We start from the raw sequence: 15,820 nt of genomic DNA on the forward strand, positions 1-15,820 counted from the left end.
CCGGGGGCTCAGGGCAGGTCCGCCTCCGGGGCGACGTCCCGGTAGGGGACCCGTCGGATCGACCGGATCCGGCCCAGCTCGCCCCACTCGTCGCGCCCGAGCCGCGCGATCGGGCGCAGCGTCCGCACGACCGGGCCCCGCTCGTCCATGTCCTCCTCGTCCACGACCACGTGCGTGACCTCGCCGAGGACCAGGAAGCAGTTGCCCACGGGGATGGGGTCCGTGTGCAGCCGGCACTCGATGGCGGCGGGGGACTCGGCCACGCGGGGGACGGCCACGGTGAGCGAGGGCTCACGGGTCAGGCCCACGGCGTCGAACTCGCTGATCTCGGGAGGGTAGTCGGTGCTGGTCGCGTTGATCCGCTCGAACAGCCCCTCGGGCGCGAAGCTGACCACGAACTCCCCGGTCTGCCGGATGTTGCGGAGGCTGTCCTTCTCGCCGACCGAGACGAACTGGACGATCGTGGGGTTCTCCGAGGCGACCGTGAAGAACGAGTGCGGGGCCAGGTTGTCGACGCCTGCGGCCGAGCGGGAGCTGACCCACGCGATGGGGCGGGGGACCACGAGGGACTTGACCGCCCGGGCGAAGGAGCCGTGCCGGTCGGCGGTGATGTCGGTGCGCATGGGCCCATTGCACCACCTCGACGGGCCGCGGGCACAGGGCGCGGCCCCGCAACGCACGGCGGCAGCAGAGTCGATTAGGGGTCACGGATGTCCTAATGGAGCATTTTGGGTGTACTCTGTGGATCAATACGACGGGTGGCGGTCGACGACGACCCCTCCGACCGAGCGGAAGGGCCAGGTGCCACGATGGAGATCCGGCAGCTCAACTACTTCATCGCCGTGGCCGAGGAGCGCCACTTCGGCCGCGCCGCCAAGCGCCTGCACATGGCCCAGCCGCCGCTGTCCCAGCAGATCCGCCAGCTCGAGGAGCAGCTCGGCGTTCGGCTGCTGGACCGGACCACCCGGCGGGTGGACCTCACCGCCGCCGGCCAGGTGCTCCTGGACCGGGGGCGGCGGATCATCAACGAGATCGAGGCCCTCAAGGCCGACGTCTACCAGGTGGGGCAGGGGGCCACGGGCGTGCTGCGGGTCGGCTTCTCCGGCTCGGCCACCTACGGGGTGATGCCGCAGGTCGTGCGCCGGGCGAAGGAGACGATGCCCGGGCTGTCCCTGGCGCTGCACGGCGAGATGCTGACCCCCGCCATGGAGGAGGGGCTGCGGGAGCACACCCTCGACGCCGCCCTCCTGCGCCCGCCCGTGGCCTCTGCGGACGTCGAGTACCGGGTGGTCGCCCGCGAGCCGCTCGTGGTGGCGCTGCCCTCCTTCAGCGCCCTCGCCGTGGACCTGCCCGTGGCCGTGCACGAGCTGCAGGACCAGGAGTTCATCACCTACCCGCCCGACTCCGTGCTCTACCGCACCGCCGCGGACCTCTGCCGCCAGGCCGGCTTCCAGCCGCGGATCGCCCAGGTGGCGGGGGAGACGTCCACGCTGCTCTCCTTCGTGGCCGCCGGCGGCGGGGTGGCCGTGGTGCCCGCCGGGGTGCGCGCCTTCCAGCTCGAGGGCGTCGTCTACCGCGACATCGAGCACTCGCCGCAGATCGAGCTCGCCGTCGCGTGGCGGCGCGAGGACCGCTCCGCGCTCCTGCACAACTTCATCGACCTCGTCGTCGACGTCCAGGCCGCCCCCGGGTCCCCCGGCGGCACGCCCGTCCCGCCCGCCCAGGAAAGGCCCGCCCGCCCATGAAGATCGCGACCGTCGAGGCGATCCCCTACTCGATCCCCTACGTCCACCCGCTGCACTTCGCCTCGGGCGCCGTCCACGAGGCGGACCACGTGCTGGTGCGGATCACCACCGACGACGGGATCGTGGGCACCGCCGACACCCCGCCGCGGCCCTACACCTACGGCGAGACCCAGAAGTCCATCGTGGCCGTCGTCGAGGACCTCTTCGCCCCGCAGCTGGTGGGCCTGGACGTCCTCGACCGCGAGAAGGTCCAGGCCGTGCTGGCCCGCACCGTCCACAACCAGACCGCCAAGGGCGCCGTGGACATCGCCCTGTGGGACGTCATCGGCCAGTTCCTCGGGCAGCCGGTGACCAGACTGCTGGGCGGGTTCACCGACTCCATGCGGGTCTCCCACATGCTGGGCTTCAAGCCGGCCCAGGAGCTGCTGGACCTCGCCCTTCGGTTCCGCGAGACCTACGGCATCACCACGTTCAAGCTCAAGACCGGCCGGCACCCGATCGGCCTCGACGTCGAGGCCGCGGCCGTGCTGCGCGAGGGCCTGGGCGAGGACGCCGAGCTCTACATGGACGCCAACCGCGGCTGGTCCGCCAACGAGGCCATGGAGGTGCTGCGCCGCACGGCCGACCTGGGCCTGCAGTTCCTCGAGGAGCCCGACGACGCCCGCGAGGTGCTCGGCCGCCGCCGCCTGGTGGAGCGCTCGACGATCCCCATCGCCGCCGACGAGTCCGCCCCGAACCTGGGGGAGGCCGCAAAGGAGATCCTCACCGGCGGGGCGAACCTGCTGGCGGTGAAGACCGCCCGCTCCGGCTTCACCGAGGCCGCGAAGATCGTGGGCATGGCCGAGGGCATGGGGGTGGACGTCTACGTGGGCAACCAGATCGACACCCAGGTCGGCACGATCGCCTCCGTGGTCTTCGGCGCGGCCCTGGCCCACACCTCGAAGCGGGCCGGGGAGCTGTCCAACTTCCTGGACATGTCCGACGACCTCCTCGCCGAGCCCGTGGTCATCGCCGACGGCCGGATCCGCGTGCCGGACGTGCCCGGGGTGGGCACCGCCGTGGACGAGGACAAGCTCACCCGCTACCGCACCGACCGGTAGACCCGGCCCGGTAGACCCGGCCCGGGAACCCAGCCCGAGATCTCAGCCCGAGAACCCATCCCGACGGAAGGACGCACCGTGAAGTACCTGGTCCACATGGACATCGACCTCCCCACCGACATGCCCGCCGAGGAGGCCGCGGAGATCAAGGCCACCGAGAAGGCCTACTCGCAGGAGCTGCAGCGCTCCGGGAAGTGGCCCGAGATCTGGCGCGTGGTGGGCGAGTACGCCAACTACTCGGTCTTCGACGTCGACTCCCACGACGAGCTGCACGACATCCTGCAGAACCTGCCGCTGTTCCCCTACATGGACATCACCGTGGTGCCCCTGGCCAAGCACCCCTCCGACGTGAAGTAGCACCGGCCCGCCCCGCGAGGTGGCGGACGACGGCGACCCGGCCACCGGCTGTCGCCGTCGTCCGCCACCTCGCGGTCGTCCGGGGACGGTCAGTCGGTGGAGCGGTAGCGGGCGGCGAGCTCGCTGCGGGAGCGGATCCCCAGCTTCCCGTAGATGCGCGTCAGGTGGTACTGGACGGTCTTCTCCGCGAGGAACAGGGCCCGCGCGGTCTCCTTGTTGGTGGCCCCGCCCGAGACCAGCTCCGCCACCGCCTGCTCCTGGGCGGTGAGCTGCACGGCGGTGCGGCCCACGGCGGCGAGCACCGGGTCGGAGGGGTCCGGCAGGTTCCCGACGTCGAGACCGGTGGCCTTCAGCTCGCGGTCGCAGCGCTCCACGTACGTGGCGGCGCCCAGCGAGTCGTAGAGGTCCCGCGCGGTCCGCAGCACGGTGGACGCCAGGCGCCGCTTGCCCGCACGGCGCATGCTCTGCCCGAAGGCGAAGCTGATCCGGGCGCGCAGGTACGGGCGGTTGAGCCCGCGCAGGTGGCCCAGGGCCGCCTCGAAGTGCTCCCGCGCCGTGTCCGGGTCCCCCTGCGCGGCGAGGATCCGGCCCCGGGCCCAGGAGATGCGGGCGTCGTCGGAGGGGATCCGCCGCTCGCGGCGCACGCGCTCGAACACGGTGAGGAACGCGTCCGCGTCCTCGAGCCGGTCGGTCATCACGAGGGCGTTGACGTAGGTGTCCTGCCACGGCCAGAAGGAGACCCGCTCGTCGGTCCACGGGTCGAGGTCCGTCAGCGGCTGCAGCACCCCCAGCGCGCTCTCGTAGTCGGCGCGGGCCTCGTGGAAGCGGGCCCGCGCGAGACTGGCCGGGACCTGCATGGCCCGGTAGGTGCCCGGCTGCACGGCGGCCTGGGAGACGTAGTGGCGGGCCCGGTCCCAGTCCCCGCGCATCGACCACAGCTCCGCGGCGGTCCAGTACAGGAGCGGGCGGATGAGCGGCATCTGCGAGGTCTCGAGGCGCACCGAGGCGCGGGAGACGGTGGCCGCCGCGGCGTCCCAGTCGCCCAGGACCAGCTGGGTGCGGGCCAGCCAGGCCTCCGCCCACAGGGAGATCCGCAGGGACCCGCCCCGGTACTCGGTGGGGGCGGCCGCCTGGAAGTTGACGAGCGCCGTCTCGACGTCGTCGGCGCGCAGCGCGAGCCACCCGGCGCCCATCTGGACGCGCTGCTTCTGGGCGTTCTCCGCCGCGTGCTCGAAGGCGCGCTCGTAGGAGGCCTCGGCCTCCCGCAGCCGCCCCTGGGCGAAGAGGCCCAGGCCGTAGATCGCCTCGGACTCGATGTGGGCGGGGGTGCCGGGGGCGGTGAGGGACATCGCGGTCTCCGCCCACCGGGTGATGACGGGTCCGTCCCAGGAGGCCACGCCGTGCAGCACGAAGCGCTGGGCGATCTGCGCGGCGGCCGCGGGGTCCCGCTGCCGGTTGCTCGTGCGCCAGGCCATCTCGAGCTGGGTCTGCGCGCTGCGGTTCTGCCCGGACACCGTGGAGAGGTAGCCGAGCACCGACGAGCGCAGCGGGGAGGACGGCATGGCGTCCACGGCGGCCGCCCACATGCCGGCCTGGGCGATGTTGCCCGAGCCGACCAGGGCGTCCACGGCCCGGAGCAGACGGTCGTTGCGGGCGCGCGTGTCCGCGGAGAGCCGGGACGCCGAGAACAGCGCCGTGGCGACGTCCTGCCAGGCGCCCACCGTCGCCTGCCGCGCGGCGAAGGCCTCGAGCTCCACGGCCAGCGGCTCGTCGGGCCCCGGGGTGGCCGAGACGCGGTGGCCGAGCCGCTCGCCCTCCTCCTGCACCACGGTCGCGGACCGCCGGTGCAGCGCGATCCGCCGGCTCGGCACGATCAGCCCGTAGACGGCCTCCGCGGCCCCCGGCTCGAAGAACTGCACGACCGAGCGGGCCTGGTCCACGGAGAGGTCCAGCAGCCCGGCGCGGTGGCCCTCGTCGAGAGCGTCCATCAGGGCGTCCACCCCGCTGACGTGGGCCACCTCGGACAGGCCCGCGCTGCGCCCCAGCACGGAGACGGCCTCGGCCGTGCGGATCAGGCCGGGCGAGGCCCCGGTGAGGACGCTGTGCACGCGGGCGCGCACCCGGGAGCTCGCCGGCAGGTCCGCGAACCAGGAGTGCCAGGTGTCCTCGGGCAGCTCGCGCAGCAGCTCGAGCACCTGCTGGGGGAGCCCGCCGGTGTGCCGGACGAGCCGGTGCGCGGCGGTCGCGCCGAGGTCGAGGCCGAAGAACTGCCGGGCCGCGGCCCGGACCTCCTCCGCCCCGAGGGGCTCGAGGGGGAGGCGCTGGACCTGGTGGCCGGTGAGGAAGTCCAGCACCCCCGCCGGGACGTGCCACGCCTGCGCCGGGTCGAGGGTCAGCACGAACATGACCCGCTTGCCGTGCAGCCGGCGCATCACGAACACCAGGATCCGCAGGGTCTGATCGTCCAGCCGGTGGGCGTCGTCGACGGTGACCACCACGCTGCCGCGGGTCTGCAGGCTCTCGAGGTGGGTGCTCAGGGTGGCGGCGTAGTTCACGGCCTGCGCGGGGCTCAGCTCCGCGACCGGGGCCGAGGGCGGCGCGGGCTCGCCGTCGAAGCCCCGGGAGGAGCGCAGGGGCGTGGCGAGCATGAGCTGGCTGTACCCGGCCAGGGCGAGCTGGGACTCCCACTCGTCGCCGGTGGCGCTGAGCACGCGGACGCCGCGCGCGGCGGAGCGGCAGTGGTCGAGGAACAGCTCGAGCAGGGCCGTCTTGCCCGAGCCCAGCGGACCCTCGAGCACCACGGTGCGGACGTGGCCCTTGCGCACGGTCCGCAGGACCTCGAGGAGCTCCTCGAGCGCGGCCGCCCGCCCGACCAGCGGGAGCTCCTCGCCGGGTTCTCCGTGCTGCAGGCCCGCCGTCATGGCCGCGAGTCTACCCGTGGAGGGGGCGCGGCCACGGCGGCGGGCGTCCGCCCGGAGACGGCTCAGCCGAGGTCCCCGCCGGCGACCGGCAGGACGCTGCCGGTGACGTAGGAGGCCTCGTCGGAGGCGAGGAACACGATGGGCGCGGCCTGCTCGTCGAGCGTGCCGTAGCGCTTCACGAACGAGGAGTCCACGGTCTGGTCGACGATCACCTGGTACCAGGACCGCTCCTGGGCGCTCTCGGCCTCGGGGCCGCGCTTGACCCTGCGGGGCGGGGCCTCCGTGCCGCCGGGGGCGGTGGCGACCACGCGGATCCCGCGGCCGGCGACCTCCATGGCCAGGGACTGGGTCAGCGCGTTCACCCCGCCCTTCGCCGCGGCGTAGGGCACCCGGTGCATGCCGCGGGTGGCCACCGAGGAGACGTTGACGATCGTGCCCGAGCCCTGCTCGAGCATGGCCGGGAGCACCGCGCGGCAGGACCACAGGGTGGGGAAGAGCGAGCGGCGGATCTCCTTCTCGATCTTCTCCTCGTCGTACTCCTCGTAGGGGCGGGCCCAGATGGTGCCGCCCACGTTGTTGACGAGCACGTCCACCCGGCCGTGGGCCGCGAGCGCGGCCTCGACGGCCTGCTGGGCCCCGGCCCAGGTCTCGAGGTCGGCGGTCACGGACGTGGCGGCACCGCCCGAGCCCGAGGCCTCGGCGGCGCGGACGATGCCCTGCGCCACGTCGTGCACCAGCTCGGCGCGGTCCACGAGGACGACGGCGCCGCCCTCGGCGCCGATCCGCTCGGCCACCTTCTGCCCGATGCCCTGCGCGGCGCCGGTCACGACCGCCACCCTGCCGGCGAAGCGGCCCGGGGTGAGGAACTGTCCCGCGTACGGTGCGCCCATCAGCGGCCGGCCTCCTTGGCGTCGATCGCCGTGGACATGGTCTGCTTGGCGTCGCGGGCGTGGGCCATGATGACCTCGCGGGCGCGCTCCTTGTCGTTGCGCTCGAAGGCCTCGACGACGTCCAGGTGGTCCTGGGCGACCCGGGCGAAGATCTCCGTGCCCCGCTCGAAGGTCGCGGCCATCTGCTCGCGCACGTCGAGCCGGCGGTAGGACTCCAGCAGCGTGGGGTTGTCGCAGACCATGAAGAGGTACTCGTGGTACTCCTCGTTGGTCCGCACGTACTCCTCGGGGTCCTGCACGGTGCCCGCGCCCACGGAGCGCGTGGTGGCCTCGGCGAGGCGCCGGAACTGCTCCAGCTGCTCCTCGGTCAGCCGGCCCATCACGAGCTCGGTGACGGCGAGCTCGAGGCCCATGCGGGCGTCGAGGTGGGCGAAGCTGTCCTCCTTGCGGAACTCCAGCCGGCCGGTCTCCAGCGAGGAGAGCGCCTCGGAGCGGGTCATGGTGTCCCCCTCGGCGGCGATCGTCTCGGGGGAGGGCGGCGCGCCGGTCTCGGCGTCGCCGCCGGTGGTCTCCTTCGGCGCGAAGCGCTCGAAGTAGAAGTTGGCGGGCTCGATCCCCTCGCGGTCCAGCCACGCGGAGACGGCGTTGACCATGGGGGGCGGGCCGCACAGGTAGATGTCGACGTCGCCGTCGTTGAGGTGGGCCGGCTCGATGATCTGGGTGACGTAGCCGGTGTGGGGGGCGGAGGTGCCCTCCTCCGAGGCGATGTGGTCCCAGGTGAAGTCCGGCAGCTTCGCCTCGTAGGCGCGGAGCCGGTCCAGGCCCACGATGTCGGCCTCGCGGGTCACGCCGTAGATCAGGTGCACGGGGGTGCTGGGCGGGTTCTCGGCGAGCTTCTCCAGGATCGACAGGAGCGGGGCCAGGCCGGTGCCCCCGGCGAGCAGCAGCAGGGGGCGCTTGGGTGCGCGCAGGAAGAACGAGCCGTAGGGGCCGCTGAACTCGACGGTGTCGCCGACCTGGGCGCGGTCGCGCAGGTACTCGGACATCGCGCCCTGCGGGGTGATGCGGACCATGAAGGCCGCGCCCTCCACCTCGGGGCCGCTGCTGAAGGAGTAGGAGCGCTCGGCGTCGGTGCCGGGCACCTTGATGTTGACGTACTGGCCGGGCAGGAACGCCAGGTCCTCCCGCTTCTCGACGTCGAGGGTGAAGGAGATCGTCGTCTCGGAGTGCTTGTCCAGCTCCTGGAGCGTGGAGGTGTACGTGGCCGCGGAGGTCTTCGCGGACTCGGCGGTCGCCGGGATCTGGATGGCCATGTCGGACTCGGGGACGGCCTGGCAGGTCAGCAGGTAGCCCTTCTCGAGCTCCTCCTCGGTCATGGCGTCGTCGATGAAGTCCCCGGGGTCGAAGGAGCCGGAGTCGCAGAAGGCCTTGCAGGTGCCGCAGGCGCCGTCCCGGCAGTCCGCGGGAATGTTGATGCGCGCCTTGTAGGCGGCGTCGAGGACGGTCTCGTAGTCGCCGACCTTGACGACCTTCGTGACGCCGTCCTCGAAGCTGAGGGCTACCTGGTGGCCCATGATTTCCTCCTGGGTGGGGGGCCGCGTCGTCGCGGCCCGTGGGAAGTGCGGGGGTGCTCGGTGAGCACGGAGTGCGGACGGTCCGTCGTGGCCGGCCCCGGCGCGGGACCGGCCACGGCCGGCGTCAGATCATGTAGACGTCCACGACGTGGTGGATGTAGTCGTTCTTCAGGACGACCTTCTTCTTCAGGATCAGCGGCTCGTCGCCCGAGAGGTCGATCGTGTAGAAGCTGGTGCCGAAGTACGTGTCCGTCGTGTTGTAGCGGAAGTACAGCGTGAACCAGTTGAAGCGGACCTGCACCCGGTCGCCGTCGTGCTCGAGGACCTCCACGTCGGTGATGTTGTGCCCGGTGCGGGGGTCCGGCAGGGACGTGGCGGAGGAGCGGTCCGTCTTGATGCGGAACACGCGGTCCTCGATGCCGCCGCGGTTGTCGTAGTAGATCAGGGAGATCTCGTTCTGGGGGTCCTCGGTCAGCCGGTCGTCGTCGTCCCAGGACGGCATCCAGAACTCGGAGTCCGGGTGGTAGCACTCGAGCCACTCGTCGAACTGCCGGTCGTCCAGCAGGCGTGCCTCCTTGTAGAGGAACGCGCGCACGGTCTCGAGGGTCGCGATCTCCTCGGCGGTCTTCAGCGCCGCCAGGGGGTTCAGCAGGTTGGTCATGGTGTTCTGCACTCTTTCTGTGGTTCGGGGAGTCCGGGTCAGGCGGTCACGGGGGCGGACTGCGCGGCGGCGCGCTCCTCCGCGGCCAGACCCTTGTCCATGACGTCCTTCCAGAAGCCGTGCTGGACGGGGTACAGGCCCTCGTCCTCGGTGCGCACACCGGAGGCGATGACCTTGGTCATGCCGAGGGCCTGGGCCTGCTCGTCCGGGCCCTGGATCTCGTGCGCGGCGCCGCGGGACATGTCGTTCCACGGGGCGGAGGTGGCCCAGTAGGTCTTGTTGCAGGAGCGGAACTCCTCGAGGTCGTCCGGGGTCGCCATGCCCGTCGCGTTGAAGAAGTCCTCGTACTGGCGGATGCGCTTGGAGCGGTTCTCCTGGGACTCGCCTCTGGGGGCGATGCAGTAGATGGTGACCTCGGTCTGGTCCGCGGAGATCGGCCGGAAGTGGCGGATCTGCGAGGAGAACTGGTCCATGATGTACACGTTCGGGTACAGGCACAGGTTGCGCGAGATGTTGATCATGAAGTTCGCCATCTCCTCGCCGTACTTGTCGACGAGCTCCTCGCGGCGGTCCCACAGCGGGCGGTCCTGCGGGTTGGTCCACTCCTGCCACAGCAGCAGGTGGCCGTGCTCGTAGGAGTAGAACCCGCCCTTGACCTTGCCCCACTTGCCGGCGTCCATGGCCTTGGTCTTGTTGGCGGAGTCGCCGGCGGTGCGGCGGGCCGTGGTCGCGGCGTAGTTCCAGTGCACCGAGGTCACGTGGTAGCCGTCGGCGCCGTTCTCCGCCTGGACCTTCCAGTTGCCGTCGTAGGTGTAGGTCGAGGCGCCGCGCAGCACCTCGAGGCCCTCGGGGGACTGGTCCACGATCGAGTCGATCACCGTGGTGGCGTCGCCGAGGTGCTCCTCGAGGGGCAGCACGTCCGGGTTGAGGGAGCCGAACAGGAAGCCGCGGTAGGAGTCGAAGCGGGCGACCTTGGTCAGGTCGTGCGAGCCCTCCTTGTTGAAGTTCTCCGGGTAGCCGCCGTTGCGGCCGTCCTTGACCTTGAGCAGCTCGCCGGAGTTCTTGAACGTCCACCCGTGGAAGGGGCAGGTGAAGGTGGTGCGGTTGTCCGTCTTGCGCCGGCAGAGCATCGCACCGCGGTGGGAGCACGCGTTGACGATGCAGTTCAGCTTCTCCTCCTTGTCACGGGTGATGACCACCGGGGTGCGGCCGATGTAGGTGGTGAAGTAGTCGCCCACGTTGGGGATCTGCGACTCGTGGGCCAGGTACACCCAGTTGCCCTCGAAGATGTACTTCATCTCCAGCTCGAAGATCTCCTGGTCGGTGAAGATCTCCCGCTTGGCCCGGATGAGCCCGTTCTCGCGGTCGTCCACCACGGCGTCGGAGAGGACCTCGCGGACGTGGGTCAGGTTCTCGGTCATGACGTGCTCCTTCTGGTCGGGCTGCCTGGTCGGGCTGTCTGCTCGGGATGTCTGGGCGGGACGTCTGCTCGGGACGTGCGGGCCGAAGTCTGCGACCGGCTCCTGCCGGACGGTACGGAGCCAGTCTGGTGCGCCGTGACTCCGCTCACATCAGGCAAACCCCTAGGACTAACCCAGGGGGTCTTTATGCCTTATTGGGTGCAGAAAAGACGCCCAATTGATATTTGTCGCGTCCTGATCGCGCCCCTAGGCTGGTGGAGACGTCGACGTGTCCGGTGTCACAGCCGGAGGGCCCGAGCCGGCGGCCGCGAGCCGCGTCGGGAGCGGCGGGCACGAGGGGCGTCCCTGATCACCGTTCAACGAGGAATGTGGAGCACACCATGACGGAGACCCACGCGGCAACGCGCAAGGAGAACGAGGGCACCGCGGTCGAGGCCGGGTCCAAGGCGACCGAGCGGTTCACCGCCTCGGGCAAGCTGGCGAAGCTGGACGTGCCGAAGGAGCGGGTGTCCCTGCTGGCCGGTGCGGCGATCAAGGCGATCAACGACATCGCGGTCGAGCACCAGGTCACCTACGAGGAGTACAACGCGCTGAAGGCGTGGCTGATCAAGGTCGGCACCGACGGGGAGTGGCCGCTGTTCCTGGACGTGTGGCTGGAGCACACCATCGAGGACGTCAACTCCCAGGATCGCCCCGGCGCCGTCGGCACCATCGAGGGCCCCTACTACGTGCCGGACTCCCCGGTGCTGCCCACTCCCGCGACCCTGCAGATGCGCGAGGACGAGCCCGGCACCCCGCTGCTGTTCAAGGGCCGGTTCACCGACACCGACGGCAACCCGCTGCAGGGCGCCCAGGTGGAGATCTGGCACGCCGACGCCAACGGCTTCTACTCCCAGTACGCCCCGGAGCTGCCCGAGTGGCTCTTCCGCGGCACGGTGAAGGCCGACGAGAACGGGTACTTCGAGATCAACACCAAGCGCCCGGCCCCGTACCAGATCCCCACCGACGGGGCCTGCGGGCAGCTCATCGGTGCGGCCGGCTGGCACGCCTGGCGCCCGGCGCACATCCACATCAAGGTCTCGGCCCCGGGCCACCAGCTGGTCACCCAGCAGCTGTACTTCCCCGGCGACCCGCACAACGCGGACGACATCGCCTCGGCGGTCAAGCCCGAGCTGATGCTGGACCCGAAGCCGCGCACCGACGGCGGCGCGGGCGAAGAGGTCGTCTACGACTACGTCCTCGCCAAGGAGGGCCAGACCAAGTAGGACGCCGGCCGCGGGCGCACCGCCCGCGGCGCACAGGAGCACCCCCGCAGGCCTCGGCCCGCGGGGGTGCTCCTGTGTCCCGGCCGGGCCGTCCGGCCACGGCGCCGAGCGCGCCCGAAGTCGCCTCCCGGGCCGCCGCGGCCGTCGAGGACACAAAACGCACAGGCGGCTTGCTCATGCAGATCACTGGGTCTAAGGTAAATCTGTCGTCGGCGATGGCCCGGAGGTGATCCCCCCATCTGCCTCCGGATGGTTCCTGCCGGCGACTGGTGTCCCATTCCCCCGATCGGGATGCCTGACAGGCCCTGCCGATCCCCCCATGCGGCAGGGCCTGTCCCCTGCGCGGGGCGGTTCCGGGCCGCGGACGGCCTCGGCCGGTGGGCGGCTCAGGCGCCCGGCGTCAGCACAGCCCCAGCTCCTCGAGCCGGGGGAGCACCTTGCCGGAGACGGAGAGCAGCGCGTCCATCTCCTCCCGGGTCAGGTGGTCGATCAGCGCCGCCCGCACGAGCTCCAGGTGGCCGGGGGCGGAGGCCTCGATGGCACGCCGCCCCTCCGGGGTGATCCGCACGTCGAGGCCGCGGGCGTCGCTGTCGCACGGCAGCCGTTCGAGCAGCCCGCGCCGGGCCATGCGGGAGAGCAGGTGGGAGAGGCGGCTGCGCTCCCAGCCGAGCTCGTGGAGCAGGTCGCGGGAGCGGATCACGCCGGTGCTGCTCTCGGACAGCTGGACGAGGACCTCGTACTCCGAGCCGGACAGCGCGCTGTCCCGGGACAGCTGGCGGTCCACCGCGGTCTGCATGCCGCGGCTCAGGGCCAGGAAGCCGCGCCAGACGCGCTGCTCCTCGTCGGACAGCCAGTTGACCTCATCGGTCTCCGGGTGGCTCATGCGGCGGTCCTCTCGTGGCGCGGGAAAACCCCCACTATAAATTGACGTGTCAACAAATGTCAACCGCCGACAGGGTCCTCCGGTGGGTCCGGGCGGTCGCCGGCGTCGCGGCCGTACCGTGCCGGGCGGCGGTGGATCCACTCCGAGTCGTAGAGGTCGCCGGGCCCGCGCGCGGGCCGCCGGAGCCGCTCGGCGTAGCCGGTGGGGCGCAGCGGAGAGTCGTCGTCGTCGACCGGGGTGAACGAGGCCATGGCGACGAGTCCGAAGCCCAGGCCGGCCGCGACGACCAGCGTCATCCCCGAGACGACCAGGACGCTGACGTACTCGTCGGCCAGGTGCGCACCCGTGGTGCCCGCCAGCAGCGGCTGGACAGCGAACGCCCCGGCGAGGGGCAGGAGGCCCAGCAGCAGCAGGGCGGCGGGGACGAGCCACAGCTTCGAGCGGCTCCGCAGCGGGGGCACCGAGGCGTCCCGGAGGGCCGGGTGCAGCTGGGCCTGGACGACGACGAAGCCCGCGAGCCCGGGCAGCCCGAGCAGCGCTCCGACCGCCCACCCCCACACATGGCCCAGGGCGGCGAGTCCGCCGCCGAGCAGGAGGCCCAGCAGGATGAGGGTGAAGGAGAGCCCGCGCGCCATCCGCCGGGCGGCCCGGGGCGAGGTCGCAGGCCCGCGGGCCGCCCGGGGCGCGGTCCGGGGCGGGACGTGCTGCGGGGTAAGGCGCTGGCCGTACTCGGGCTCGTTGCCGTGGGTGCTCATGGGCGGGCTGTTTCCGTGGTGTGAGGGTGCCGGACGCCTCCACTGTAGACCTCGCCTCCGACGGGAGCTCCCGCTGGCGCCCTCTCTGTGATTGACATATCATCAAAACCGAGGGGCGGGAGGTGCGGCCGTCCCGCCGCCGACCGTCGTCCCGGCCGGTGGCGCCCCGTCCCGCCGCACCGCGAGGAGCCACCATGTCACAGCGCAGCACCCAGCGGTCCGAGCACAGCACCGCCGGCGCCTACGTGCATCCCGGCGAGGAGTTCACCCGGGACACCGCCTACATCGAGGACCGTATCGTCCGCGACCCGGCGCGCGCCGACGTGCCCGAGGGGGCGCGGGCCTGGCCCGTCGAAGCCGGCCGCTACCGGCTCGTCGCCGCGCGGGCCTGCCCCTGGGCCAACCGCACCCTCATCGTGCGACGGCTCCTGGGGCTCGAGGACGCCCTCTCCGTGGGGCTGCCCGGTCCCGTCCACGACGTCCGGTCGTGGACCTTCGACCTCGACGCGGACGGCAGGGACCCGGTGCTGGGCATCGAGCGGCTCCAGGAGGCGTACTTCGCCCGCTACCCCGACTACCCGCGGGGCATCACCGTGCCGGCGGTCGTGGAGATCGCGAGCGGCCAGGTGGTGACCAACGACTTCCCGCAGATCACGGAGGACCTCGCCAAGGAGTGGGGCGCCTTCCACCGCGAGGGCGCCCCCGACCTCTGGCCGGCCGATCTCGAGGACGAGATGCGCGAGGTCATGCAGCGGGTCTACACCGAGGTCAACAACGGGGTCTACCGGTGCGGCTTCGCCGGCTCCCAGCGCGCCCACGAGAAGGCCTACGAGCGGCTGTGGGTCGCCATGGACTGGCTCGAGGACCGCCTCTCGACCCGCCGCTACCTCATGGGGGAGCACATCACCGAGGCGGACGTGCGGCTGTTCACCACCCTGGTGCGCTTCGACCCGGTCTACCACTCGCACTTCAAGTGCTCGCGCAACAAGCTCACCGAGATGCCCCACCTGTGGGGCTACGCCCGGGACCTCTTCCAGACGCCGGGCTTCGGCGACACCGTGGACTTCGAGCAGATCAAGCAGCACTACTTCGTGGTCCACGAGGACATCAACCCGAACCAGATCGTGCCCGTGGGCCCGGACCTGGCCAACTGGGTGTCCGCGCACGGCCGGGAGGCCCTCGGCGGCTCGCCCTTCGGGGCGGGGACCGCGCCGGGCCCCGTCCGGCCGGAGGAGCGGGTTGACGGACGTCACACGCCCCTGACCGTCTGAGCGTTCTGCCGGATCGGCGCGCGGCCTAGACTGGACAGCTCCTACGGCCCGGGCCCGTTCACGGGGACGGGTGCCCAGGGGTCTCCCGTCCCCGCTGACCTCATCCCGGAAAGGACCCTCACGTGGCCCCCTACCGCAACCAGCGCGCCGCCGCGCTGCCCGCCCGCCTGTCCCGCTCCTGGCTGCTCACCTCGGCCGCCGACCCGTCCGTCTTCCCCGCGGCCCTCGCCTCCGAGGCGGACTCCGTGGTCTTCGACATCGAGGACGCCATTCCCGCCGAGGGCAAGGACCAGGCCCGGCAGAACGTCGTCGAGGCCTTCGAGGCCGGGGCGAGCGCGTGGGTGCGGATCAACGACATCACCACGCCGTACTGGGAGCAGGACCTCGCCGCGCTCAGCCGGGTCGGCCACCTGCGCGGGATCATGCTGGCCAAGACGGAGCACCCCGACCACATCACCAAGACGGCCATGATGGCCCCGGCCGGCACCCCCGTGGTGGCGCTCATCGAGTCGGCGGTGGGGATCATGAACGCCAACGACATCGCCCGCGCCCCGGGCGTGTTCCGGCTCGCCTTCGGGGTCGGCGACTTCCGCCGGGACACCGGCGTCAGCGCGGACCCCCTGGCGCTCGCGTTCGCGCGCTCGAGCCTCGTGGTGGCCTCCCGGGTGGGGGAGCTGCCCGGTCCCATCGACGGGCCGACCCTGGGCGCCTCCGAGGAGGGCCTCGCCGAGGCGTGCGCCGTGACACAGTCCATGGGCATGACCGGCAAGCTGTGCCTGGACCCGCAGCAGACCGACGGGATCAACCGCCACCTCGCTCCGAGCGAGCAGGAGATCACCTGGGCCCGCGAGCTCATCACGCAGCACGACTCCGGGCACGTGGTGGGCGACGGCAGCTATCTGCCCCGCCTGGCCCGGGCCCGCAAGGTCTCCGAGCTGGCGCAGACCTACGGTCTCTGGAACCGCTGAGCGCTCCGG

General features: G+C 71.8%; 14 protein-coding genes. 6 read left to right on the plus strand and 8 right to left on the minus strand.

The genetic code is table 11. The annotated features are described in order from the left end of the window. Positions 1–8: 8 nt before the first annotated feature. Complete coding sequence (locus tag E7Z53_RS06190; RefSeq protein ID WP_017832662.1) at positions 9–623, minus strand: flavin reductase family protein; 615 nt, start codon at positions 621–623, stop codon at positions 9–11. Between the two features lie 186 nt (positions 624–809). Here E7Z53_RS06190 and E7Z53_RS06195 point away from each other — a divergent pair, with 186 nt between their 5' ends. From E7Z53_RS06195 to catC, 3 genes are all read left to right on the plus strand, one after another. After that, a complete protein-coding gene (locus E7Z53_RS06195) occupies positions 810–1,745 on the plus strand; it encodes a LysR substrate-binding domain-containing protein (protein WP_109221699.1) in 936 nt (311 codons plus the stop codon). Continuing rightward, on the plus strand, positions 1,742–2,845 hold the full coding sequence (locus tag E7Z53_RS06200) for a mandelate racemase/muconate lactonizing enzyme family protein (protein WP_035928199.1): 1,104 nt from the start codon (positions 1,742–1,744) through the stop codon (positions 2,843–2,845). The genes E7Z53_RS06195 and E7Z53_RS06200 overlap by 4 nt, the downstream gene beginning before the upstream one ends. A 78-nt stretch (positions 2,846–2,923) precedes the next feature. After that, on the plus strand, positions 2,924–3,202 hold the full coding sequence (gene catC / locus E7Z53_RS06205) for a muconolactone Delta-isomerase (RefSeq protein WP_017832659.1): 279 nt from the start codon (positions 2,924–2,926) through the stop codon (positions 3,200–3,202). Between the two features lie 89 nt (positions 3,203–3,291). Here the strand turns inward: catC and E7Z53_RS20620 are convergent, their stop codons facing one another. From E7Z53_RS20620 to benA, 5 genes are all read right to left on the minus strand, one after another. Further along, positions 3,292–6,123: an AAA family ATPase gene (locus tag E7Z53_RS20620; protein ID WP_109268231.1), complete on the minus strand. Its 2,832-nt coding sequence runs from the start codon at positions 6,121–6,123 to the stop codon at positions 3,292–3,294. A 62-nt stretch (positions 6,124–6,185) separates the two neighbouring features. Next, positions 6,186–7,013, minus strand: coding sequence for a 1,6-dihydroxycyclohexa-2,4-diene-1-carboxylate dehydrogenase (locus tag E7Z53_RS06215; RefSeq protein WP_109221697.1), 828 nt, complete (start codon positions 7,011–7,013; stop codon positions 6,186–6,188). After that, on the minus strand, positions 7,013–8,587 hold the full coding sequence (benC, locus tag E7Z53_RS06220; RefSeq protein ID WP_176337394.1) for a benzoate 1,2-dioxygenase electron transfer component BenC: 1,575 nt from the start codon (positions 8,585–8,587) through the stop codon (positions 7,013–7,015). The genes E7Z53_RS06215 and benC overlap by 1 nt, the downstream gene beginning before the upstream one ends. 124 nt (positions 8,588–8,711) lie before the next feature. Further along, on the minus strand, positions 8,712–9,248 hold the full coding sequence (gene benB, locus E7Z53_RS06225) for a benzoate 1,2-dioxygenase small subunit (protein WP_017832655.1): 537 nt from the start codon (positions 9,246–9,248) through the stop codon (positions 8,712–8,714). A gap of 38 nt (positions 9,249–9,286) precedes the next feature. Then, a complete protein-coding gene (gene benA, locus E7Z53_RS06230; RefSeq protein ID WP_017832654.1) occupies positions 9,287–10,669 on the minus strand; it encodes a benzoate 1,2-dioxygenase large subunit in 1,383 nt (460 codons plus the stop codon). A gap of 380 nt (positions 10,670–11,049) precedes the next feature. Here benA and catA point away from each other — a divergent pair, with 380 nt between their 5' ends. After that, positions 11,050–11,934 (plus strand): catechol 1,2-dioxygenase, encoded by an 885-nt coding sequence (catA, locus tag E7Z53_RS06235; RefSeq protein ID WP_176337395.1) that lies wholly within the window; start codon positions 11,050–11,052, stop codon positions 11,932–11,934. A gap of 400 nt (positions 11,935–12,334) precedes the next feature. On the opposite strand, the gene E7Z53_RS06240 is transcribed toward catA, so the two are convergent. Together E7Z53_RS06240 and E7Z53_RS06245 are read right to left on the minus strand one after the other, a co-directional pair. Continuing rightward, the gene (locus tag E7Z53_RS06240) at positions 12,335–12,817 is read right to left on the minus strand and encodes a MarR family winged helix-turn-helix transcriptional regulator (protein ID WP_017832652.1); all 483 of its coding nucleotides are present in this window, start codon (positions 12,815–12,817) and stop codon (positions 12,335–12,337) included. Between the two features lie 59 nt (positions 12,818–12,876). Continuing rightward, positions 12,877–13,572, minus strand: coding sequence for a hypothetical protein (locus tag E7Z53_RS06245; protein WP_176337396.1), 696 nt, complete (start codon positions 13,570–13,572; stop codon positions 12,877–12,879). Between the two features lie 194 nt (positions 13,573–13,766). Between E7Z53_RS06245 and E7Z53_RS06250 the strand changes: the two genes are divergently transcribed. After that, complete coding sequence (locus tag E7Z53_RS06250; RefSeq protein WP_017832650.1) at positions 13,767–14,843, plus strand: glutathione S-transferase family protein; 1,077 nt, start codon at positions 13,767–13,769, stop codon at positions 14,841–14,843. A gap of 122 nt (positions 14,844–14,965) precedes the next feature. Continuing rightward, on the plus strand, positions 14,966–15,811 hold the full coding sequence (locus tag E7Z53_RS06255; protein ID WP_017832649.1) for an HpcH/HpaI aldolase/citrate lyase family protein: 846 nt from the start codon (positions 14,966–14,968) through the stop codon (positions 15,809–15,811). Positions 15,812–15,820 lie beyond the last annotated feature (9 nt).

The organism is Kocuria salina (assembly GCF_013368965.1).
Taxonomy (GTDB): Bacteria; Actinomycetota; Actinomycetes; order Actinomycetales; family Micrococcaceae; genus Kocuria; species Kocuria rosea.